16 protein-coding genes are annotated in these 22597 nt (G+C 39.7%); 4 read left to right on the forward strand and 12 right to left on the reverse strand.

Annotated features, from left to right (window positions below; all coding sequences use genetic code 11):
- Positions 1–66: 66 nt before the first annotated feature.
- Both ACM03V_RS09685 and ACM03V_RS09690 read right to left on the reverse strand, forming a co-directional pair.
- Positions 67–1809, reverse strand: a complete 1743-nt coding sequence (locus ACM03V_RS09685; RefSeq protein ID WP_414620557.1) for a serine/threonine protein kinase — start codon at positions 1807–1809, stop codon at positions 67–69.
- Between the two features lie 612 nt (positions 1810–2421).
- On the reverse strand, positions 2422–4551 hold the full coding sequence (locus ACM03V_RS09690; protein WP_414620558.1) for a BamA/TamA family outer membrane protein: 2130 nt from the start codon (positions 4549–4551) through the stop codon (positions 2422–2424).
- 174 nt (positions 4552–4725) lie between these two features.
- Between ACM03V_RS09690 and ACM03V_RS09695 the strand changes: the two genes are divergently transcribed.
- Positions 4726–6093 carry a lipid-A-disaccharide synthase-related protein gene (locus tag ACM03V_RS09695; RefSeq protein ID WP_414620559.1) on the forward strand — a complete coding sequence of 456 codons (1368 nt, stop codon included), beginning with the start codon at positions 4726–4728 and terminating at the stop codon, positions 6091–6093.
- Between the two features lie 155 nt (positions 6094–6248).
- Here the strand turns inward: ACM03V_RS09695 and ACM03V_RS09700 are convergent, their stop codons facing one another.
- The 6 genes from ACM03V_RS09700 to ACM03V_RS09725 all read right to left on the reverse strand — a co-directional run bounded on the left by ACM03V_RS09700 (position 6249) and on the right by ACM03V_RS09725 (position 11508).
- Entirely contained in the window at positions 6249–6467 is a 219-nt protein-coding gene (locus ACM03V_RS09700; protein ID WP_414620560.1) for a hypothetical protein, read from the reverse strand.
- A gap of 263 nt (positions 6468–6730) precedes the next feature.
- Positions 6731–7303, reverse strand: coding sequence for a DUF3727 domain-containing protein (locus ACM03V_RS09705; protein ID WP_414620561.1), 573 nt, complete (start codon positions 7301–7303; stop codon positions 6731–6733).
- Between the two features lie 158 nt (positions 7304–7461).
- Positions 7462–7914, reverse strand: coding sequence for a Holliday junction resolvase RuvX (gene ruvX / locus ACM03V_RS09710; protein ID WP_414620639.1), 453 nt, complete (start codon positions 7912–7914; stop codon positions 7462–7464).
- Between the two features lie 58 nt (positions 7915–7972).
- Positions 7973–9226: an N-acetyltransferase family protein gene (locus tag ACM03V_RS09715; RefSeq protein ID WP_414620562.1), complete on the reverse strand. Its 1254-nt coding sequence runs from the start codon at positions 9224–9226 to the stop codon at positions 7973–7975.
- A 216-nt stretch (positions 9227–9442) separates the two neighbouring features.
- On the reverse strand, positions 9443–9643 hold the full coding sequence (locus ACM03V_RS09720) for a hypothetical protein (protein WP_414620640.1): 201 nt from the start codon (positions 9641–9643) through the stop codon (positions 9443–9445).
- A gap of 155 nt (positions 9644–9798) precedes the next feature.
- Entirely contained in the window at positions 9799–11508 is a 1710-nt protein-coding gene (locus tag ACM03V_RS09725; protein ID WP_414620563.1) for a pentapeptide repeat-containing protein, read from the reverse strand.
- 486 nt (positions 11509–11994) lie between these two features.
- Here ACM03V_RS09725 and ACM03V_RS09730 point away from each other — a divergent pair, with 486 nt between their 5' ends.
- Complete coding sequence (locus tag ACM03V_RS09730; protein ID WP_414620564.1) at positions 11995–14952, forward strand: zinc-dependent metalloprotease; 2958 nt, start codon at positions 11995–11997, stop codon at positions 14950–14952.
- 156 nt (positions 14953–15108) lie between these two features.
- On the opposite strand, the gene ACM03V_RS09735 is transcribed toward ACM03V_RS09730, so the two are convergent.
- From ACM03V_RS09735 to ruvC, 3 genes are all read right to left on the reverse strand, one after another.
- Positions 15109–15846 carry a DUF1995 family protein gene (locus tag ACM03V_RS09735; RefSeq protein ID WP_414620565.1) on the reverse strand — a complete coding sequence of 246 codons (738 nt, stop codon included), beginning with the start codon at positions 15844–15846 and terminating at the stop codon, positions 15109–15111.
- A 100-nt stretch (positions 15847–15946) separates the two neighbouring features.
- Positions 15947–17113, reverse strand: a complete 1167-nt coding sequence (locus tag ACM03V_RS09740; protein ID WP_414620566.1) for a cysteine desulfurase family protein — start codon at positions 17111–17113, stop codon at positions 15947–15949.
- A gap of 388 nt (positions 17114–17501) precedes the next feature.
- A complete protein-coding gene (gene ruvC / locus ACM03V_RS09745) occupies positions 17502–17993 on the reverse strand; it encodes a crossover junction endodeoxyribonuclease RuvC (RefSeq protein WP_414620567.1) in 492 nt (163 codons plus the stop codon).
- Between the two features lie 179 nt (positions 17994–18172).
- Here ruvC and ACM03V_RS09750 point away from each other — a divergent pair, with 179 nt between their 5' ends.
- Positions 18173–19579, forward strand: coding sequence for a gluconeogenesis factor YvcK family protein (locus tag ACM03V_RS09750; RefSeq protein ID WP_414620568.1), 1407 nt, complete (start codon positions 18173–18175; stop codon positions 19577–19579).
- A gap of 168 nt (positions 19580–19747) precedes the next feature.
- Positions 19748–20245, forward strand: coding sequence for a tRNA (adenosine(37)-N6)-threonylcarbamoyltransferase complex ATPase subunit type 1 TsaE (tsaE, locus tag ACM03V_RS09755; RefSeq protein WP_414620569.1), 498 nt, complete (start codon positions 19748–19750; stop codon positions 20243–20245).
- Between the two features lie 837 nt (positions 20246–21082).
- On the opposite strand, the gene ACM03V_RS09760 is transcribed toward tsaE, so the two are convergent.
- A complete protein-coding gene (locus ACM03V_RS09760; RefSeq protein WP_414620641.1) occupies positions 21083–22408 on the reverse strand; it encodes a dihydroorotase in 1326 nt (441 codons plus the stop codon).
- Positions 22409–22597 lie beyond the last annotated feature (189 nt).

Raw genomic sequence — 22597 nt, forward strand, 5'->3', positions numbered from 1 at the left:
GGGTTGGGGGGATCTCAATATCTAAAACATTATACTTTTCGTCATAGCTCCGTAAGTCTTGACTCCCTACTCCGGATTGGTTGGTACTACCACTGCTGGAGCATTGGAACTTGTTGCTGGTTTTACTGGTACAACTACGGGTTGACTGGGTTTTTTAACGGGTTTTAATTTAACGCTATTCTTTGGAGATGAACTATTACTACGAGAATCTCTGACTTTTCTAAGTCTTTCTACTAAAGATGGTGAAGGAACTACTTTTTTGGGTGGAGTTGAAGTTTTAGGTTGAGTGGTGGTGCTACGTTGTGTTTGCGATGCTCCTGAAGAACTATTGCTGTTTTTCTCAGAGTTGCGTTTTGTCGATTGGCTAGAATTTGACTGACTTGAAGTTGATTTTTTATTAGTCTGGTTAGAAGGTGAAGAGTATTCTCTTGTTGAAGATTTTTTACTAGTTGAACTACTACTCGAATTAGTGCTATTGCGTCTGCGTTGTTTGGGGGTATAAGTTGCTGCTGATTCGCTTTTAGTTCTAGTAGTTCTCTTTCTAATTCTTCTTGGCTTTGTAGCTGGGCTGCTTGGGGTGGTTTTCTCAACTTTCGCCTCTTGTGTTTCTTGTGGTGAAGGTGAAGCAGAAGGTGAAGATGAAGGGGAAGGAGGTAATTCTAAACTAGGTAATATTTCGGCAGCAGCTTCATTCACTGGTGCTACTTTTGGCTGTCTTTCGGCAGTAGAAGCAATTTTAGTCAGCCCAAAACCTAATGTAACGCCGAAAATTGCGACACCTGTACCAATCATAACTCTAGGTGAAGGTACCTTCTTAAACCACTTCAACCAAGGTTTTTGTGGATGGGTAGTTGCTTTTTCTGGATTTACTCGCGCAGATGGTACATCAGGATTTATTACTGCTACAGCAGGAGGTGGTAAAGGTGGTTCGTATTCCTGGGTAGATAAATCAATAGTTGGTACTGCACTCGTATTTACTGGTTGAATTACAGTTCTTCTTCCGATTTCAGGTAATGAATCCAACCATTCCGCTACTGTCTGCGGACGAAAACGTGCTTCTACAGCCATACCGCGCATTACTGCTTGATTTACCGCAGCGCTCAAATGTGGCTGTAATTCGCGAGGAGAAGGCATTTTTTCCTTATCGCGTAACAATACCGGCATTGGAACCTGTCCCGTTAACAATGCGTACAGCGTAGATGCCAAACCGTATACATCAGTAGCTGGCGATCGCTTGGCGTTTGTCAGGTATTGTTCCATTGGGGAATACCCTTCAGAAACCATTCCGGTATGGGCTTGTTTTACCCCGGTGTTAAATTCCCGTGCAATACCAAAATCAATCAAAATTACTTCGTTGGTGTTTTGACGGAGAATAATATTATCTGGCTTGACATCCCGGTGCAGTAAACCTTTTTGATGAACCGCTCCTAAAGCCGCACCAATTTGACGAATATAATGAATTGCTCGATCTTCGGGCAAAGGTATTCCCGGCATCACAAATGCTTCACCCAAGGTTTCACCAGGGATATATTCCATCACCATATAAGGAAAATCAGCTTCGACAAAGAAGTCGCTGACTCGCACAATATTAGGATGAACGCAACTGGCTAGTCTTCTAGCCTCATCCTGGAATTGACTTTCAAACTTAGCGAAATCCGGATGCTTTTGGAGTTTATGGTTAAGGGTTTTAATCACCACTTCCTGATGTAGGAAATGATGAGTTGCTTTGTAGGTAATACCAAAACCACCCCTTCCAATTTCCTGGTTGATAGTATATTTACCACCCTGTAAGGTTTTACCAGTTAGCATAGTGATTTAACTTTGGGATTTAACAATTGGGTACGGGCAATCTAATTACCAATTTTAGACTAGGAATAGCTCATTACTTAGATAAGTTGAAAACTAAAGCCGATAAATAGTATTACAGATTACATAAATATGGTTTATTCTAATTTATTGCTTTTTCAAATTGCATATTAAACTTTTATATTTTATTTTGGGACAAGTACAAATAGCGAGTAGTAGAAAACACTCTATAAATCAGAAAAATATTTAGTCAGCCGCCAGTTAACTATAACTAATTTTTGATTCATTGCTGATATGCAAATCTAAGTAGATGTTACCTAATTTGATAATTTAAGAAAAAGCAAATTTAGAGCAATATTATACCATTTTTAGGTTATAAAGTCTAATTGACCTCATATTTTGTACCATGATCCGAAAGCCCGATTTCCCGCCTTGTAAGCCTCCGGCTTTCTCGCAGAGAAATCAATTTCAAGGCTAATATACCGGCGTACCTTAAAACGTACTAAAAGCCATACCTAGTCTGATAAAAATGGTTGATAAGACGCGATATTATGCCCTAGCGGGCACGCTTCCGCTAACGCGTCTCTACAACTGCTAACTGATCACTGATAACTGTTAAAACCGCTGCCCAATACCAAAATGTACTTTAGTATCACCTTGATTATTAATACCGTAGTCGGCACGAATTAAACCTAAAGGTGAATTCAAGCGTACTCCAGCACCATAACCGAATCCTTCACCAGGTTTACCGCGCACTCCAGCAGGATCTCCTACTACCGTATCCCCGGAACCCAAATCTGAAGCAAAGTCAGCGAATAGCACTCCTCCTAACGAATCTAAAATCGGAATAGGAAAGCGATATTCTGCGGAAGCTAATACGTAAGAACGACCGTTACCAACATCACCAGCGCCAAAACCGCGAACCGAATTAGAACCGCCTAAATCAAAAGTTTCATAAGGAGGTAAATCGCCGATTACCGTACCTGCTTGAACGTTAAAAGCAAATACTTGACTTTTAGAAGATTGAAATAACTCGACTGGTACGAATTGTGTATAATCAGCCTTCAAACGATTCATTGATATTTCCCCTTGTCCGAAGGGAAGCGATTGTTCCGTACTTAACTTTAGAACAGAACCATTTGTAGGGTTAAGGGGATTATCGCGACGATCTTTAACAGCATTTAGAGATACAGTCGCTAAATCATCAATACCCGTACCGCTTTTTGTCAAAGGATTATTTAGAGCATCGTTTGCAGTCACTTTTCCTTTGCTGTCGGTGATACTAACGCGGGTGTAGTTAAATCCTAAACTAGTATTCCATCCGTCAATTGGACGTTGAAGACTTACACTACCACCAAACTTTCCTTCCCGAACTTTATCACCGTTTGCAAGTTTGATATCGCTATCAAAAGTACTGGAAAGTTGACGTTTGCGAAAAGCATTAATACTGTAGCCCAAGTTATCGGGATTTTCGGCTCGATAAGGGCTGGTAAATCTAGTATCAAAATTTAGATCGCGTCGAGAAAGTTGCAAATTAACGTTTAAATTTTCGTTGACACCACCAACATTTCGGTCATTATAGTTGACAGTACCGACGATTCCCTGATCGGCATTGTAATTACCACCCACATTTACAGATCGCGCTCCAGTCTCCTTAATGTAGTAAACTACATCAATCTTGTTAGCATCGCCTTCAAGTTCTAAATTTACTCTTTCAAATAATCCAGTAGCATACAACTGCTGTATATCTTGTCTAACTCGGCTATCTTGGAAAATTTGACCGGGTTTGAGCTTGATCTGCTTTTCCAAAAACTCAGTTTGAGTACGCCCTGCTATTGGCTTTCCTTTTTTATCAACCGTCTTATTATCGTCGTTAATAAAGCGGAATTTAACGTTTTCGATCAAACCTTCGGCGACACTTACATCCAATACCCCCTGACGGTTGGGTTTAATTGAAGTTACCCGTGCCAAACGATAATTATTTTCGGTATACCACTTATTAATATCTTCTACCGCTTTTTTCATCGCCACCGGGCTAATAGGCTTGCCAATTTGCGTAGCAAATACTTTTTGAGCAACCTCATAAGAAAGCGCTTTCGCATTAGACAGTTGCAGCGATCGCACAACTAAGGGTTGTACCTGATATACCACGCTCAAACCTTGCTCGTCACTGCGACTGTTGACAGTAGCACCAGCAAATAAACCAGTTTCCAAAATAGCCGCAACATCTTGTTTCAGCTGAGTTTCACTGGTTTCCCCTCCCGGTTGAGTTTTGATTACACCCTTAATAACTTCCTGTAATTCCGGAGTAACTCCCACTATCCGCACGCTAGTAGCAGGAACTACAAAATCACTTTTGGTTTCTACTGGAATTTGCGAAGGAGGAAGGGGGGGATTGGGAGACGGGGAGATGGGGGGAGTGGGGGAAGTTTTAATTACTAGTTGTGCTTGTTGTTTATTTTCTTGCTTTTGAGCTTTTACCCGATTATTGTTAACTGATAATTGTTCATTGGTAACTGATAACTGTTCGCTGCTAAGGAATGAAAATTGTGGAACAGCTAAAGTTTCCGGTTGAGCAATAACTTGTTTTGGTGCGGGAGTGTCCTCAAGTACCGGAATTACAACGTTTTCGCCTTTTTGCTCGTCGGCAACAGGAGTCAAATCGATTGCAGCAGTTGCCTGCTTATCAACGTTGCTAGCCGCTAACGCAGCTAAAGTGAAAATTGCAGCAGAAGAAAATCGCATAATATTTAGCCTGAAGAACTGAAGTTAGTGTGTATTTTGATAATGAGTTTTGATTATCGGGTTCGCCAACGGGGATAATACTAACTTCTAATTTCTTCGGTTTCTTGATAACTTTATATACCCCATATACCCCTCTTACCTTTTGAGACAGCTAATCAAAAATTTTTGTTTCTCATGAGTGAAATATTACCCCTTCCCTTGACTAAAAAAACACCATCAATAACTTCTAATTTACGGTTATTAGTACTTAGCAACGGACATGGGGAAGACGCGATCGCAGTTCGCATTTTACGGGAACTGCAACAGCAAATCTCGGCACAGCAAATCTTCGCTCTACCTTTAGTGGGTGAAGGGCGTGCTTATCAAAAGCTAAATATTCCTGTAATTGGCTCGGTACGTTCGATGCCAAGTGGTGGTTTTATATACATGGACGGGCGGCAATTAGCACGAGATGTACGTGGCGGTTTGCTGCAACTAACTACCAATCAATTAAAAGCCGTGCGTCGCTGGGTAAAAACTCAACACAAATCTGGCTATTCCACAACAATTTTGGCTGTAGGGGATATCGTACCGTTATTGTTCGCTTGGTTGAGCGGTTCTAAATATGCTTTTGTTGGTACGGCTAAATCGGAATACTACCTGCGAGATGAAACTGGATGGCTCAAACGAAATACCACAGCCGAAGGTTGGGAAGGCTGGAGTGGTTCGGATTACCTACCTTGGGAAAGATGGTTGATGAGTCGCAGTCGCTGCAAAGCTGTATTTCCGAGAGATTCTTTAACCACAGAAATATTAAAACAGTGGAAAATCCCCGCTTTTGATTTAGGCAACCCAATGATGGATGGCTTAGATCCAAGTTTTCCCTTACAACAATTTTATACTACCGATACCCGAAAACAAGAATTAGAGCGTCCTTTAACGGCTACCCTTTTACCCGGTTCCCGCACTCCAGAAGCTTACGCTAACTGGGAAAAAATTACAGCAGCAGTTTCTGGATTAATAGCAATGTTCCGCCAACAAGATTTCGTCGGACATACTTCCGGCAATTTGGTATTCTTAGCTGGAATTGCTCCCGGTTTAGACTGCGATATTTTAGCCAAAACCCTCAAAAATCAAGGCTGGAATATTGTACCCAATGAAGAATCACCCATAAAAATTCCCGATGAGCCATTGACATTTAAGCATAAAAATGCATATATGATTTTGACTCAAAATGCTTACAACGACTGCTTGCATCTAGGAGATATTGCGATCGCGATGGCAGGTACAGCCACCGAACAATTTATAGGCTTGGGCAAACCAGCATTCATCATCCCTGGAGAGGGACCACAATTTACCCCAGCATTCGCCGAAGCCCAAACCCGTCTTTTAGGATGCTCGGTGATATTAGTCAAACAACCTGCCGACGTAGCTTCTGAAATTAAAACTTTGTTTGCCAATCCCGATAGACTGCACGCAATAGCCAAAAACGGCGCACGACGCATGGGTAAACCTGGTGCAGCAAAACGAATTGCTGAATATTTGATCGAGAATTGGGAATAGGGCATTGGGCATTGGGAATAGTCACAAAACTGTAGGTTGGGTTAGACACGAAAGATAATTTCAATTTGGGACGATAATTTATATTAATCGTGTCGTAACCCAACATTTGCCGAATTCACAATATTAAGAAAAAAGATGTTGGGTTACGGCGAATATTAACTTTTCGTTGAAAACCATTGTTCTTCGTGCGCCCAACCCAACCTACTAACTATTTGAGAAATCATGTACTGAAATTCTTGCCATGCGCTTCTCAAAGCTTTGTTCATCATTGGTTTATTATTAGAAACTGTAGGTTGGGTTAGATACGAAAATAACTTCAATCTGTGACTCGGATTTATATTTTCGTGTCGTAACCCAACATTTGCCAGATTCATAATATTAAGAAAAAAGATGTTGGGTTACGGCGAATATCAATTTTACGCTGAAAACCATTATTCTTCGTGGGCCTAACCCAACCTACTAACTGTAGATTGGGTTAGACACGAAAAAAATTTCAATTTGTGACTCGGATTTATATTTTCGTGTCGTAACCCAACAAAATAAGAGAAAATTAAAAAGACTCCGCATTGCGAAGTCTCTACATTATTATTGGCAATATTTTATCCAGCTAAGTTAGGAATAAAAATTGAATTAATTCCTATTCAACTTCGTTAAAAAGATGTTCTTCTAACATTGGCTGAAATTCACGAAACTCTTCGGGTGAAAGTAATTCGGGTTTTCCTTCTGGAGTGATACGAGCAAAAAATAGCAAGGGATCTAAAGGCGTGTAAATTGCGTATTCTTGTTCTTCACAATAAAAACTTGCTAATAACTGTAGTTGCTCCGGCTCTAAATCTGCCTCTTCGTCTTCAATTTCTAAGGTAAAAATGTCTGACTCTTCTATAGTCGGCAATTCTCCGGCAGCTGTTAAAGCATAAGCGGTATTTTTTAAAACTAAATTTTGCTCGGATAAAACAGCTTGAGCAGTACTAAAAATCTGTTCTATTGTCACGTCATCTTCGACAAGAACGGCTTCTTCTCCGTCACCGTCGGTTTGCCAAGCGAAAATTTCTACAGGTGAGTCAACAGGAAGCAATAAAAAGTACTCTTGCTCATCTACTTCAAGCGAATGCTCGACATAACATTCAAGTGACCTTCCATTTTCATCAGTCAAGGTGATGGAATTTTGATTGGAACGGTCGTTTTCTTCTGGGAATTGAGATGGATACATAGCCGAGTAAAATGAACAAATATTAATACCAGCTTGAAAATAGATTTCTCTATCGCGAGCGCAAAAAGTTCTTCACTATAAAATACTGACGATTATTAATGCTGACTCTTGCAATATTCAGAATATCATGTCAAAAGCTTTTAAAATTAAGCGTTTTTTTAGTCCGATACTTTTTTTTGTCGTCTAGTATCCAGCCATTGTTGCAAAATTAGTGCTGCTGCTTTTCGATCAATTAATCCTTTGTTACGGGAGGGAGAACGTTTTTCGGCAATAATCAACTGTTCTGCTTGATACGAACTCAAACGCTCATCTACGTATTCTACAGGTAATTTTAATATTGCTATGATTCTTTTGGTAAATTTCTGCACGTGACGCGCTTGAAACCCTAACGAACCGTCCATAGAATATGGTAGCCCAACTACCAAAATTTCTACGTTTCTTTCTTGAATTATTTGCTCTAACAGCTTGACATCTCGGTCAAAAGATGTGCGATGTAACGTGGTAATTCCAGAAGCAATTAAACCAGTGCGATCGCACCCTGCTATGCCAATTCGTTTTTGACCTACATCTAATCCTAAAGCGGATATGTAGGAGGTTTGCTTTGTGTTTATTGGATGAGAGAATTCGGGGGCGTTTGCTCGATCTTCTCTTTCCTGTTGCGGAACCAAGTTATGACTCCTGTGTGTCGGTTGAAGGCAGTTGGTTGTTTTCTTCTACATTACTTTTTGTGTATGGCAGAGCAATATTATCTTTGGGTAATTTGTTTAATTGATTTAATTTTGCTCTCTCTAACATTTCTAATTTTTTTTCTTGCTTCCATAACATTCCACCGGGTATGGGTTTACGTGCTGGTTGCAATCCTTGAAGCATTTCTGGTAGCTGAATTCCTTCTAAGGAAACGAATTTAGATTCCCGTACTTTGTGCCATACGGAACGAGACATGATTAATGTATGTTCTATACGACTTGCTCCGATTTGCTCCAGATATTCTTCTCCTTCTGGTTGATAATCTGCTGAAGCAACTTTTAGGGAAGAGCAAGGAAAATCTTGAGTAATGCGAGCCATCTGAGATAGTAGCTCTGGATACAGCCAAGTATATGCCGGATGAACGGTTAAGGTGGCAAGGTGTGCTGCTTCTCCTTTACGATCGATTCTCAGTTGGAAGTAACCAATTGCGGCTTTTCTTTGGGGTTCAAATACGTAACCGCTAACTATTTCTGATTTTGTCAACCACTGCTTAACTGCATCCGCTAAAGCTCCAATCAAGCCAGTTTTAAAGTCATGAGTTTGGCGATCGAATACCTGGCGTACCAAAGGCGGCATTGATGCGGTATCTAGTTGATACAGCAACTGAGCATCTGCATTACTTACAGGTAGCAGATTGGGTAAATCTGGTTCAGCTTGTGCCAAAGAAGCTAGTAATTCTGGTTCAACTTCCCAGTATGTCATTTCAGCCAAACGCTGAAATCCGTTTTGCCGATAAAGGGCTAAGCCTTCTTTATCGTTGATGTTGGCTTCTAAAATCCAGGTTCGAGCTTCTAAAATCGATTCAAAGCAGTAGCGCAAAAGTTGAGAGCCAATTGTCTGCTTGTTCACAGATTTCTCCAGCATCACCCGATCTACGCGCCAAGTACTGCGTGTTTTATTGAATGGCGATATCTGAACAATTCCCAGCATAGTACGTCCTTGTTCGGCTACATAAGCGCAAAGACGATGCTGTAAGGGGTTCGGAAACCAGCTTAAAAATTTCAGCAATCCAAAATTACGACGTAGTTTTTCTGCCTGCTGCGTCGCAAAATGTTCTGACGATAGGTTTTGGGCTGCGAATGACTCTTGGGAGAGACGTTCGATATCATCCAAATCCCGGTATTGAACTGGTCGAATAACGATATTATTAATATTCTGGGAAAGTAATGATGTCATTTTCATCCTAGTTCCAACCTTAAGCCTTAAATATAATGTAATTACTAAGAAGTACTGCTAATTATATTAACGGCTTGACGTTGTTAACCGTTGAGTCAAAAGAGTGATTTTGCTCACTCGACCATAAAAAACAGCCCTTAAAGAGAATAATAAGCAAATATTCTCAACAAGAACTGTTTTCATTGTATTTGAGTTTTGTTAAGTTTAGTTAATCGCTTATAATACCTGTCTAGAAATAATCTTTTCACAATCAGCCTGAGTTTGATGAAGTAGTTCTCCACGGCTGTCAATCGAATTCTGTTTTAAGCTTGGAACCAGATTACGTGCCTGTAGAGTCATATGAAATTGCAAGTGAGCAACGTATTCGCTAAATTCTTCACGGGCTACTTGATTACCTGCTAGGATATTTGATTCCATTGCCACAGTGTTCTCCTTTTTGATTGCCATGCTTGTAGCAGCATATCAGAACTTATTATCAAACAAATTTCCCAAGGCAACTTTCGCAAAGATTTTTAACCATTTGCTTAATAAATGTAAACATAGGTAAAGTTTAGATTTTGCTAAAGTCCAACCTAAAGCCTTAATTTTTCTTTTAAAGCTTGAGGAACATTTAAGGCTTTATCCAAACCGCGAACATTTTCCCATTCCAAATTTTCATTCCAACTGGTATTTTCCAAGTTAGCTTCACTTAAATCGGCACCACCAAGAATCGCATAGCTAAGGTTGGTATCGCTCAAGTCAGCACCGTAAAAAATAGCCCCAGTTAGATTACTACCGCTGAGGTTAGCACTCTGTAAATTGGCATAACTTAGATCGGTACCAAGTAAAATCGCATCGCTGAGATCCGCACCGCTCAAATCAGCTTCACTCAAAGTGACTCCACTCAAGTCAGCACGCGCAAGAATCACTTTACTTAAATCCACACCTCCTAAATCTGCACCTAAAATAATTGCTCCCTGCAAATTTGCGCCGTTGAGATTAGCTCCATTAAGTTTGGCATAGCTGAGATCGGCTGCCAGTAATATAGCTTCGGTAAAGTTAGTACCGAACATCAAAGAGTCGCTAAGATTTGTACCTTTAAGGGTAGAGCCTCTAAGATTCACGCCGCTAAGATCGGCGCGACATAAGTCGGCATAGCTCAAATCCACACCAATTAGATTTGCATCGCTCAAATTTGCCCCGAAAACAATGGAATTTTTCAGGTTAGCGCCACTTAATTCTGCATCTCGAAGATTTGCGCTAGTTAAATTAGCACCAGCTAAGTTCACACCAGCTAAGTTCACACCAGCTAGATTTGCATAGCTTAAATCGGCACCGCTCAAATCCGCACCGCTCAAATCCGCACCGCTCAAATTGCAATGAGTCAAGTCGCAATGAGTCAGATTGGCTTCTCTAAGCAAGGCTCCGCTTAGATTTGCGTCACCAAGATTAGCGTCAGCAAAATTTGCTTTTTTGGCTTGTACTCCCGTCAGATTAGCGTCACCCAAATAAGCACCAACTAGTTTAGCACTGCTCAAATTAGCACCTGTAAGGTTGGCATCCCCTAAATAAACGCTTTCTAACAGGGCAGCTTGTAAAAATGCGCCAACTACGTTACTAAAATTACCTATTTCCACAGAATCGCTATAGTTAATTACCCGCAGCAGCTTAGATGTGAAAAACTTATCGCTATCCGGCTTTCCAGATGGATAAAAAGTAAATTCAGCTTTTATTTTATGACTTTGCTCTCGAATTCTGTGTAATTCTAACAGCAAAATCATTACATTCAGTCCCGTATTTATATCTACTTTTCGCAGCGCAATATTAATGTTGTGCGATCGCAACTGCAACATTTGCTTTTGAGGCAAGTTATTTTCTGGTGCAGCATCAATAAATTCACCATCACACCAGCGATTGTAAAAATCTGATAGTTTTCTAAAAAGATTTACTGGGTTTGCCTTTTCGCTGGCTATAAACCGCTCGATTGCAGATTCCACAACTTCTGGTTTTAATGCAATATTTGAAAATATTGCATAAATATCTTGGTAAAACTGCTGCTCATCTATGTTAGATGTAATATTGCTCGTTTGCGCCCACTTAATTAAATTTGCCTGTAGTTTTTCTTCAAAACTCATTGAAAGCAAATCATTTTCTTTATATTTTATTTCTGAAGGCAAGCGATCGGGAAATGCGGCAATCGCAATTATTTTACTTTCTCCGGATGCTGTATCAAGCACGTCTTCGGATCGAGACTGCTTCACACAATTTCTCCAAAGTTGCTTGAGAAATTCTATTTGCACCATTTGTATCTTTTAATACTTAATAGTTGCCAGTCAAAAAGAGCTTATCTGAATATTTTCTTGAACTCAGTAGGTTTTCAAACAAAAAGTTAGTAGTATGATTTACTACGACTAACTAATCTAAAATTGGGTATAATAACGGCTATATGACCGTTGTTATACAAATTATTTTCCTCCAACTATTAGAATCTCAAAAACGGAATTTCCCAGATTTGATTGTTATGCTATCTTCCCAGTATATTTTTTGCTATATTTTCGTTCTTAATACACAATGTTTGATACAGAAGCAATTGTTTGTCAGAATACTACAATAAAAAGGGACAAAAAAACTAAAAACTTTTCTGCTTGATATAAGGCATTTAATATATTTTTACTTTTAAAAATCGACCATATATTAAGGTAAGTAAGTTAGGGGAGAGCGACTGGTATGGCTTCATGCTCTGTAAGCATTGCAAATGAATTAGGCTAAGTAGCCCGGAGATTATTCGGATGAAGAAAAAGAGTGTTTATTTAATTTTGTTACAGGGTTTGTATTTGGCGGTAGCAAGTTTTGGGATCAAGTCACTAGCTGCAACGGCTCAAGAGGCAGTAACGTTAGATGGAGCTATGCAAGATTCGCAGCCTTTAGATAAGCAGCGCGATACGCCAAGCGTCAAGCCTCCGGCTTATCGCAGTGCATTAAACAAAATTAATCCTACTCATATTGAAAAATTATCACCAGGAAAAGTATGGGTACTTGGGGAGAAAGAAGTACAGCCAGAGCCATTTAATTGGGTAGTTAATGATACTAAAAAGGCAGCACAACAGCCTTTATTGCAATTAAATAAAGCAGAAAAAAAGCCTGCGAATAAACCGACACCACCAACAAAAGATAGCTTTAAAAATTTTGATAAAGTTACTAAAGATACAGAAGTTTCCAAAGGTTTGTTTACCCTTTACCGGGATAAAGAAAAAAATAAAATATATTTAGAAGTTCAACCAACACAATTTAAGAAAAATTATTTAGCAACAGCAACTTTAGAGTCGGGTATTGGTGAAGCTGGAATTTACAGTGGAATGCCTTTACAGGATTTTCTGTTTTACTTTGAGCGGGTAAATGATAAGTTACACTTCGTAGTTCGTAACGTGAACTTCCGTACCCAGGAAGGAGATCCGCAAGCTCGTTCGTTGGCTAGGTCTTTTAGCGATTCTGTTCTTTATCAAGTAAAAATTGAAAGCATTCATCCCCAGCGTCAGAGCGTGCTGATCGATCTAGGGGATTTATTGCTTACAGATTTAGCTGGATTATCTTCGAGTTTGGGAGTTCCTGGAAGTAAAGATTCATCTTATTTTGGTAGTGCTAAAGTTTTTCCCCACAATATGGAAGTTCAGTCAATTTTGAACTTTTCGGGGACTGGTAGCAGCAAGTTAACAAGTCCTAAATTTAGAACCTTAGCCGACAAGCGTGGTTTTACTCTCAAGCTTCACTACAGTCTTTCTCAACTACCAGAGAATAATTACCGTCCCCGTTTAGCCGATGAAAGAGTCGGTTATTTCATTACAGCTTATCAAGATTTATCTACAAAAGACCCCAGCGACCCATTTGTACGCTATGTAAATCGGTGGAATTTGGAAAAGAAATATCCTAACGCGACTATTTCCGAACCGAAAAAACCGATTGTTTACTGGATAGATAACGCTACACCCTACGAATATCGGGAAGCTATTAAAGAAGGCGTTTTGATGTGGAATCGGGCGTTTGAAGCCGCTGGGTTTAAAGATGCCATTCAAGTCAAGCAAATGCCCGACAGTGCCACTTGGGACCCATCAGATATTCGTTACAATACGATTCGCTGGATTAATACAGTTGACGGATATTTTGCGATGGGGCCATCCCGCGTTAATCCTTTGACTGGAGAAATTCTAGACGCAGATATTTTGATCGATGCGAGTTTAGTTAGTTCTTTGAAGAAAGATTATCGACAAATGGTTCAACCTACCGAGTCGAAAAACCTTACTTCTTTGTCGGCGATGATGCAAAGTCGGCTATTGTGTAGCAATAATTTAGAAGCAGAAGATAGAGATTCCGAAGAATTAACTCCATTAGAAGGAGTAGTACAGCGTTTATCTACATTAGCTAGCAAATACGACCTTTGTTACGGAACCGAAGCCACCAACCAATTTGGCTACGGAAAATTAGCGATTTCTTTGCTGCGAGACTTACCGCCCACGAGTCAGGAAACCAAAGAGTATCTTCACCAATATCTACGGTTGATTGTTGCTCATGAAGTCGGGCATACCTTGGGTTTGAGACATAACTTCCGAGGTAGCACTATGCTGTCTCCCAAAGAAATGAATAACAGAAGTATTACTCGTACTCGGGGACAAGTAGCTTCCGTCATGGACTATATTCCTCCCAATATTGCCCCAGAAAGCGTCAAGCAGGGAGATTATTTTCCCAGCATTATTGGGCCATACGATGCATGGGCGGTAAAATACGGTTACTCTCAGATAAAAGCCGCAAATACTAAAGCCGAAGAGCCAGTATTACGCAAAATAGCTTCCGAATCTTATAAACCCGAATATAGTTATTCCACAGATGAAGACGTATACGACTTAGATCCCACAGCCGATGCCTGGGATAATAGTTCTAATGTACTGCTTTATTCTCAATGGCAGATGGACAACGCTCGTAAAATGTGGGATAGAATTAACAAACGATATCCCTTGGAAGGAGAAAGTTACAGCGACGTGCGCGATCGCTTTGGTGCAGTATTAAGTAACTATTTTCAACAAATTTACTACACATCAAAATATATTGGCGGACAGTCATTCTACCGAGTTTACGCCAGTAAAGACCAAACTCGTTTGCCATTTGAACCAGTACCCGTCGAAAAACAGCGCAAAGCCTTAGAAGTATTGCGAGAGTATATCTTTGCCGAAGACGCTTTTAACTTCTCCCCCGAACTGCTGAATAAATTAGCACCATCACGCTGGCGGCATTGGGGAAGCAATCCTCAAATTGGTCGGTTGGACTATCCCATCCACGACTTAGTACTATTCATGCAGAATATGGTTTTGTACGATTTACTTTCGAGCGATCGCCTTTCTCGTCTTAAGGATATTGAGTTGAAAAGTAAGTCAGGAGAAGCACTGACATTACCAGAGCTATTTAATACCCTTCAAGACAGTATTTGGACAGAAGTCTTGAAACCAAAAGATAAAGACATCGAAATTTCCAGCTTGCGTCGGGGATTGCAGCGAAAATATTTAGACATTTTAACTAATATGGTGTTGCGAAAAGTTAACGTACCCGAAGATGCCCGTACCTTAGCATGGTACAAATTGCGTCAACTAGGTGAAAAATTAGACGATGCAAAATCCGACGATGAATATACAAAGGCGCATTTACTAGAAACACGGCAAAGAATTAGTAAAGTGTTGAATGCTCCGTTACGAACGAATTAAGTCAATGTTCAATTATCAATTATTGTTCATTGGTAATTGATAATTGAACATTGATAATCCTGCATTTTTTGCTTAACGTAAACGGGAATTCCAAGTTTAACAAGATAATTTTTCATCTCATAAATAATAAAAACCCGGTTTCTGCAAGAATAAAATCTAACTTCTCAAAGCCCTAACAAATCGCTGCAAACCTTTAAATACATTTTTACTCGTAGCTGCTACGGGTTCGCCTTCCCCTTGCGGTTGCCCATCGGATAAAATCGCGTCTAATTCATCACCAGAGGGCTTTGATGGTAATTCAGCAACACGAACATAATCACCATCTTTTTCTACCCAAACCTCCCATAATCCTGGATAACAACGATATACAGCAGCTTCTTCAAATATTGGACGTATATAATAGCAAGATTCAATTGTATTGATAAAACGCTGGCGAATTTGTCTGGCTGCATAACCGATACCGACTATACTCGAATCTTCCAAACGAGGAGCAAAAATTACAAAAGGACGATGTTCCCCTATTATTTCGCATACCTTTTCTAGCTGCGGTACCTCCACCGAAGTAGGTTGAACAAACAAGAAAATTTCGTCTTCTGGTTGAACTTTTGACTCTAATGAAACCATCCTACCAGTACCAATATCTATCAGTTGAAAAGGTACTTCATTCCAATCGCGACGAGCCAGAGCTGCACTACCAGCATCAGCAAAGAAAATCTTTAGTTTGTCACCATACTCATCAAAAGCTGGTAAAAATTGTTGCGCTATAGGTAATGGTTTTAATTCCGGAAACAATAACTCAACCTGTAAACGAGTATAGCCATCTGCAAGGGCGGCTTGAGTTGCAATACGTGCTTGAACGATTGCGTCTTCTAATGTTCTTGGAAGTTCAGACATATCAAAAGATAGTTGTTAGTTGTTAGTTGTTAGTTGTTAGTTGTTAGGAGTTAGGAGTTAGAAGTTATTTCTACCCCCTCTCCCCCCTCTGCCTTATCCCCTAGTTCGCAACGAGGGCATGACGAATTTCAAGGCGACTCATAAGTTGCTTTAATACCATTGCTACCCAGTCAACATCTGCTTGTGTGGTGTAACGTCCGAGGGTGATGCGAATACCTCCCATTGCTGCTGCTTCGGAATATCCCATTGCAGTTAATACGGGGCTGGGACTTAGTTTACCACTATGACAGGCTGAACCAGCACTTATACCTATTCCTGCTAGGTTCAATTGACGGACGATGGTTTTTCCACTAATTTTTTCTCCATCGGCGTATTCTAAGCAAAAACTTGCGTGGTGCGGCAAACGCTGTATCAAATCTCCTGTGGGAATTAAACCTTTTACATCGGCTAATTGCGAAAATAGTTGATCGCGCAATTCAATTAACCTTGGTGTTTCCACTGGTAATTCTTGGGCTGCCAACTCTGCTGCTACCCCAAACCCAGCAACGATCGGTACGGCTTGAGTTCCGGAGCGCGATCGCATTTCTTGTCCACCACCATTAAGTAAGGGTACTAACTTTACTCCAGGACGAATATACAATGCTCCGGCACCTTGAGGCCCATATATTTTATGACTGGAAATGCTCAGTAAATCTACTGGTAATTTATTCAAATCTATGGGCAATCTTCCTGCTGCCTGCACGGCATCGGTATGAAACAAAATTCCAGCACTGCGAGCAATTTTACCTATTTCTTCAATCGGCTGTACGGTGCCGACTTCGCTTTGTCCGTAAATAATCGAAATCAAAACGGTATTGTCTTGCAAAGCTGCTTGCAAATGTGAAGGATTAACTCTACCTTTACTATCAACACTTAAATAAGTAACTTCCCAACCCCAACTTTCAAGCAACTTTGCAGGTTCTGAAACGGCGGAATGTTCTACGCTCGAAATAATAATATGTTGGGGTTTGCTATATAAACGAGCAACTCCCATAATTGCTAAATTATCCGCTTCCGTACCGCCACTAGTAAAGATTATGGATTCGGCTGGTGCGTTAATCAAACTAGCAACCTGCATTCTAGCTTGTTCTAAAATAGTTGCGGCTCGCTGTCCCCATTCATGCAAGCTAGAAGGATTTCCCCATCCTTGAGTTAACACAGCTTGCATGACGTTAATTGCTTCTGGGCGAGTAGGAGTTGTAGCGCTGTAATCTAAATAAATTTGCATAAAAATTAAGCTATGAAACGCAGTTAGGATCTGGTTTTATTTTCAACTAATTAGAAAAGGCAAGAAAATTTCTTGATAGATATCTTCTTTTTAGGACAAGAATGGTAACATTTCCCGTGAAGATTCTTTAAGAAAAGTGTTTTTGGGAAAATATCAATTGGAATCAAGAAGCACAGCGAAAAAGATTTAGAGTCTTCACCGCAATTTAACCTACTCTTCCAAAAATCGCCTTCTCCATGAATGTTTTTTGACAAAAAGCATAAACTTTATTATTTTATTATTTTATTATTTTATTATTTTATTATTTTTTAATTATTTATTAATCCAAATCGATATGTAAAAATACTTTCGTAAACTTAAAAGCATTTATCTGCATATTCATAATACTTTAAGATTGGAACCATGCAGTTAGGGCGATCGCCAAAGCATCAGCAGCATCATCAGGGCGAGGAATGTAGTCTAAGTCAAGCTCTCGGGCTACTGCTTCCTGTACTTCATGTTTTTCAGCTTTACCGTAACCGGCCAAAGCTAGTTTAATTTGAGAAGGTGCAAATTCTACGATAGGTAAACGATGTTGTCCCAATACCAGCATGATGATTCCTCTGGCTTGAGCAACTAAGATAGTGTTTGACATCCGGTAGAAGAAAAATTTTTCAATCGCTACCAAATCTGGTTTAAATTGTTCTATTACAGTATGTAGGTCATCGTAAATAGTACATAGTCTTTGCTCTAATGGAGTGTTAGCAGGCGTAGTAATAACCCCAAAGTCCAGTAGTTCTACTGAATCAGTAGATAAGTTAACTTCATCTTTTTGGCATATAATTACTCCAAAACCTAAAATTGCAAATCCTGGATCTAAGCCTAAAATTTTTCTTTGCATTTACTTTACTGTCTTTTCATATAACTATAGTAATTTCACGGCTTTTTTCCGCTAGGTTAATTACATGAGTTCAGTCAATCAGAATTAAAAATTGTAATAATTACATTCTTAAATTTGAATGCTCTTAGTGTAAATTTTCAATTAATTACTGTTTAGACCACTGCTTACAATTGCGATATATGTCAATTGGTTTTATTAAACAAGCCCTCAACGTTATGCAACAACAGTCGCGCCGTCGGACTCCCCATCGAGTTAATCAGTGGTTTAAGTGGTTATCTCCTGGGTTATCGGTTAAACGTTGGTTCTTAATTAGTGTTGCGGGCATAGTCCTATCTGGTCTGGGTTTAGCTATTTGGAGCGGATATACGCCGATCTATTGGGTGCTGAAGCTAATTCGACGCGGACTCCTATTAATCACAAATACTATACCTTCTTACATTAGCGGACCTGTAGTGATGATTGGCGGTTTGCTGTTGCTGGTTTGGGGACAGAGCCGCACGGTAGGTTCTATTACTCAGGTATTAAAACCAGGGAATGATGAAGAATTAGTTGATGTACTTTTAGCTCATCGCAAACTATATAGAGGACCAAAAATTGTTGTTATTGGTGGGGGAACCGGACTTTCCACTTTATTAAGAGGACTCAAAACTTACAGTGCGAATATCACCGCTATTGTTACTGTAGCTGATGATGGTGGTTCTAGTGGTCGCTTACGCGAGGAATTTGGCGTATTACCACCGGGAGATATTCGTAATTGTTTGGCAGCTTTGGCAGATGAAGAGAAATTATTAACGGAGTTATTTCAATATCGTTTTAGCGCTGGAGACGGTTTAAGCGGTCACAGTTTTGGTAACTTGTTCTTGACAGCAATGAGTGAAATTACTGGCGACCTAGAACGGGGTGTTGCAGCTAGTTCCAAAGTTCTGGCTATTAGAGGTCAAGTGCTTCCAGCGACTCTTAGCGATGTACGTTTGTGGGCAGAATTAGCGGACGGTCGTCGCATTGAGGGTGAATCAAAAATTACTAAAGCTGGAGGTAAAGTAGTTAAACTAGGCTGTACTCCGGCAAATCCGCCTGCTTTACCAGCTGCTATAAAAGCAATCAAAGATGCCGATTATATTATCATGGGTCCGGGTAGTCTTTACACCAGCGTCATCCCCAATCTTTTGGTACCCGAAATTACCAGTGCGATCGCTGCAACATCCGTGCCAAAAATATATGTGTGTAATATCATGACTCAACCGGGAGAAACCCAAGGATATACGGTTGCCAATCATATTCAATCTATTGATGAAGCCTGCGGACAAAAGCTGTTTGATGCAGTTTTAGTACACCAGAAATCTCCTTCTGCCCGCGCTCTTATCCGCTACGCCAAAGAAGATTCCCATCCTGTATTTTTAGATCGCGAAGCGGTAACTAAAAGCGGACGTAGAGTAGTTTCAGCCAACGTAATGAATGAAGATGAAACAGGTTGCGTGCGTCACGATCACGAGCGGTTAGCACAGGTTATCTTCCGTTGGTATAGTGGAACTCCTAAAGGAATGCGAAAGTTATACAAATTGTTTGGCAAAGAATATGTTAATTAGCTAAGAATCAAATTATAGGGAATAGGGAACAGGAAATAGGGAATAGGAGGAATTGTAAGCAAGAATAAAAAACTACCTGAAAATTAGATTTAGGTAGTTTTTTTGTCCGTTGATTGATGGCAAATTTCAAAATTACGATAATTCTCTAATCGACATAAAAAATACAAGATGAAAATTTTTCTTAAAGACGCATTCGCAACTCAACGCTTAGGTATGATTCTGGGTGAAACGCTTTCTTGCAATAGCGTGATTCTACTAGAAGGCGATTTAGGGGCTGGCAAAACGACTTTAGTTCAAGGCTTAGGTGAAGCTTTAGGTATTGATGAACCAATCGTCAGCCCTACCTTCACCATTATTAATGAATATACTCAAGCACAACTTCCTCTTTACCATCTTGATTTATATCGTTTAGAAGCTGCGGAAATAATCGCGTTAAATCTCGATTCTTACTGGGAAGGGATAGAGGTTGTGCCGGGAATAGTAGCTATCGAATGGGCGCAACGAATGCCTTATAAACCTTCTGCTTATCTCAGTATACATTTAACCACCGAAAGCGAAAACCAATACCTTGAAGATGCTAACTCTGCACGTTTTGCCCAAATCACTCCATTCAATTGCACTCTTGACAAAAAAATTCTCACCTTAAGCAAAGAACACAATTATTAGCAATTACCTTCAGCGGCGCGGAATTAGTCCCATCGCCTCTTTTTTACTTGTTCTATCTACCACTTCCTCTTTCATCACAAGAATTGCAGCACATTGTAATTCTAATAACCATTACTTCTGCCAATAGGTTTACAAAATCGAAAGACATATTATTTTTTCAAGCATTGATTTTATACTACTTAAGGAGATTGAGTAAGTATCATGCCAAACCAAGTTGAACTTAACAAGGGAGGGTGATACCCCAATCCTAAATAAATTATCTAAATACCTAAATAATTTCAGTGTTTTTTCGAGGTAATAATTCTAATAACTGCCTATTCAAAGGAAAATTACGTCATAAAAAAATCGCGCTATTGAAATTTGTGTTCAGTTTGACACGTTTATTATTGATAAGCCTGAGTGATTGCCCGTAAGCAAAAACGCTAGTATTTGAAGGGTAATAAATAAAGATGAGATTAAATAGCCGTTTTATAGTTAAGTAGTTTTGCAGACTTTAAACAATCGCAATATCCACATTTTTTTAGTTTGTCAAATGCAATAAATACTTAAAAATAAATATTAAGCTACGAATAAAAAAAGTATAAGGGGAATATTTACTTAGTAAGAAGTATGGATTTTTATATATTATTCAGTATAAATAGCAACTAAATACAGCAAAAGTACATTATGCTAACTGGTAAATATACTCTTGGTATCCGTAATTGACTTAAAGTTTTGTTAATTAGTGCCTTTAAAAAGATATTTGTTTGAAATTCCGATAATTCTTTGCAGACAAATAAAGCGCTCGGTAAATAACACCAAGCGCTTGCCGTGATTAAATCTGAAATAACATCAGTTTTAACGTTTAAAAGTTAAAGCTCTACCTCTAGTTTTTATGTTTAACTCACCTTGGTGAAAGGCTAATTCACCACCAACAATAGTTGTTACCGGCCACCCTGTTAGATTCCAGCCTTCAAAAGGACTCCAACCGCATTTAGTAGCGAGTTCTTCACCTCTAACTTTTTTGCGCGAGTTTAAATCTACAAGCACTAAATCGGCATCATAACCTGGGGCAATTGCTCCTTTATTAGGAATCGAGTAACCAGAAGCCACAGCAGTTGACATCCAATTAACAACCTGAGCAACAGTACAACGTCCTTCAACTGCGGCAGTTAACATTAGAGGTAGGGAAGTTTCTACTCCAGGCATTCCCGAAGGAGATTTAGGATAAGTTTGCGCTTTCTCTTCCAAAGTATGAGGTGCATGATCCGTTGCAATGAAATCAATTACCCCATCTAACAAAGCTTGCCAAAGCACTTGATTGTCATGAGATGTTCGCAAAGGTGGATTCATTTGCGCCAAACTGCCTATTTTTTCGTAAGCAGTCGTATTCAACAATAAATGTTGGGGTGTTACCTCGCACGTTACCCAACTAGGTTTATCTTCGCGGAGTAAATTTGCTTCCTCTGCGGTAGACATATGTAAAATATGTAGCCGACGACGATATTTTTGAGAAAGTTTTAATGCTCTGCGAGTTGCGATCAATGCTGCTTGATTGTCCTGTATCTGTGAGTGAATAGCAACATCATGAATATTGGCAAACTCTTCTCTACGCTGTTTGAGTCTAGTATGATCCTCAGCATGAACTGCAATTAAAATTTCGCCATTAGCAAATATTCCTTCCAGTATTTGTTGAGGATCTACCAACAAAGGGCCGTGCATAGATCCCATAAAAATTTTGATGCCTGGAGTGGGAGCAGCCTGTAACAATTGGGACAAATTATCTGTAGTTGCTCCAATAAAAAAGCCATAATTAACAAGGCACTTACTAGCAGCACGCTGTAGCTTGTCATTTAAGGCTTCTTGATTGATAGTTAAAGGGCGAGTATTAGGCATTTCCAAAAATGAAGTCACTCCACCTTTGGCACAGGCACAAGAAGCAGTAAACAAGTCTTCCTTATGTTCCAGCCCCGGTTCCCGAAAATGTACTTGGGGGTCGATGACTCCTGGCAACAAAGTTAACCCATCAGCGTCAATCACTTGGGTAGGTATTTCGTCCGCAATCTCTGACGGTGAAACTTTAACAATTTGGCGATCGCGCGTTAGCACATCCCCAACAATAAATTCACCCGAAGGTAAAATAATTCTCGCACGGCGAATTAGTAAACTAGGAGGTGACATGATACACCTGGCTTAAATAACAGTAAATTTTGACATACAGCTATCGCGATTGAAGTTAAACTTGTGGTTAGGACTTGCTTGTTAGCCACTATGTGCTATTTACAACGAAGAATGTCTAAGCTCTCAATTACAAATAACTGCGTCAACATGACAACATAACCCCTAACAGCATCTTTGTACAGTTAAGATAAG

This window comes from Calothrix sp. CCY 0018, from assembly GCF_963920925.1.
Classification (GTDB): domain Bacteria; phylum Cyanobacteriota; class Cyanobacteriia; order Cyanobacteriales; family Nostocaceae; genus Rivularia.

Excerpts from the sequence above, each read along its gene's own strand:
- ACM03V_RS09685 (WP_414620557.1), bottom strand. The coding sequence starts at position 1,809 with ATGCTAACTGGTAAAACCTTACAGGGTGGTAAATATACTATCAACCAG.
- ACM03V_RS09715 (WP_414620562.1), bottom strand. The coding sequence starts at position 9,226 with ATGACATCATTACTTTCCCAGAATATTAATAATATCGTTATTCGACCA.
- ACM03V_RS09735 (WP_414620565.1), bottom strand. The coding sequence starts at position 15,846 with ATGTCTGAACTTCCAAGAACATTAGAAGACGCAATCGTTCAAGCACGT.
- ACM03V_RS09695 (WP_414620559.1), top strand. The coding sequence starts at position 4,726 with ATGAGTGAAATATTACCCCTTCCCTTGACTAAAAAAACACCATCAATA.
- ACM03V_RS09725 (WP_414620563.1), bottom strand. The coding sequence starts at position 11,508 with ATGGTGCAAATAGAATTTCTCAAGCAACTTTGGAGAAATTGTGTGAAG.
- ACM03V_RS09690 (WP_414620558.1), bottom strand. The coding sequence starts at position 4,551 with ATGCGATTTTCTTCTGCTGCAATTTTCACTTTAGCTGCGTTAGCGGCT.
- ACM03V_RS09730 (WP_414620564.1), top strand. The coding sequence starts at position 11,995 with ATGAAGAAAAAGAGTGTTTATTTAATTTTGTTACAGGGTTTGTATTTG.
- ACM03V_RS09700 (WP_414620560.1), bottom strand. The coding sequence starts at position 6,467 with ATGAATCTGGCAAATGTTGGGTTACGACACGAAAATATAAATCCGAGT.
- ACM03V_RS09740 (WP_414620566.1), bottom strand. The coding sequence starts at position 17,113 with ATGCAAATTTATTTAGATTACAGCGCTACAACTCCTACTCGCCCAGAA.
- tsaE (WP_414620569.1), top strand. The coding sequence starts at position 19,748 with ATGAAAATTTTTCTTAAAGACGCATTCGCAACTCAACGCTTAGGTATG.
- ACM03V_RS09720 (WP_414620640.1), bottom strand. The coding sequence starts at position 9,643 with ATGGAATCAAATATCCTAGCAGGTAATCAAGTAGCCCGTGAAGAATTT.
- ruvC (WP_414620567.1), bottom strand. The coding sequence starts at position 17,993 with ATGCAAAGAAAAATTTTAGGCTTAGATCCAGGATTTGCAATTTTAGGT.
- ACM03V_RS09705 (WP_414620561.1), bottom strand. The coding sequence starts at position 7,303 with ATGTATCCATCTCAATTCCCAGAAGAAAACGACCGTTCCAATCAAAAT.
- ACM03V_RS09750 (WP_414620568.1), top strand. The coding sequence starts at position 18,173 with ATGTCAATTGGTTTTATTAAACAAGCCCTCAACGTTATGCAACAACAG.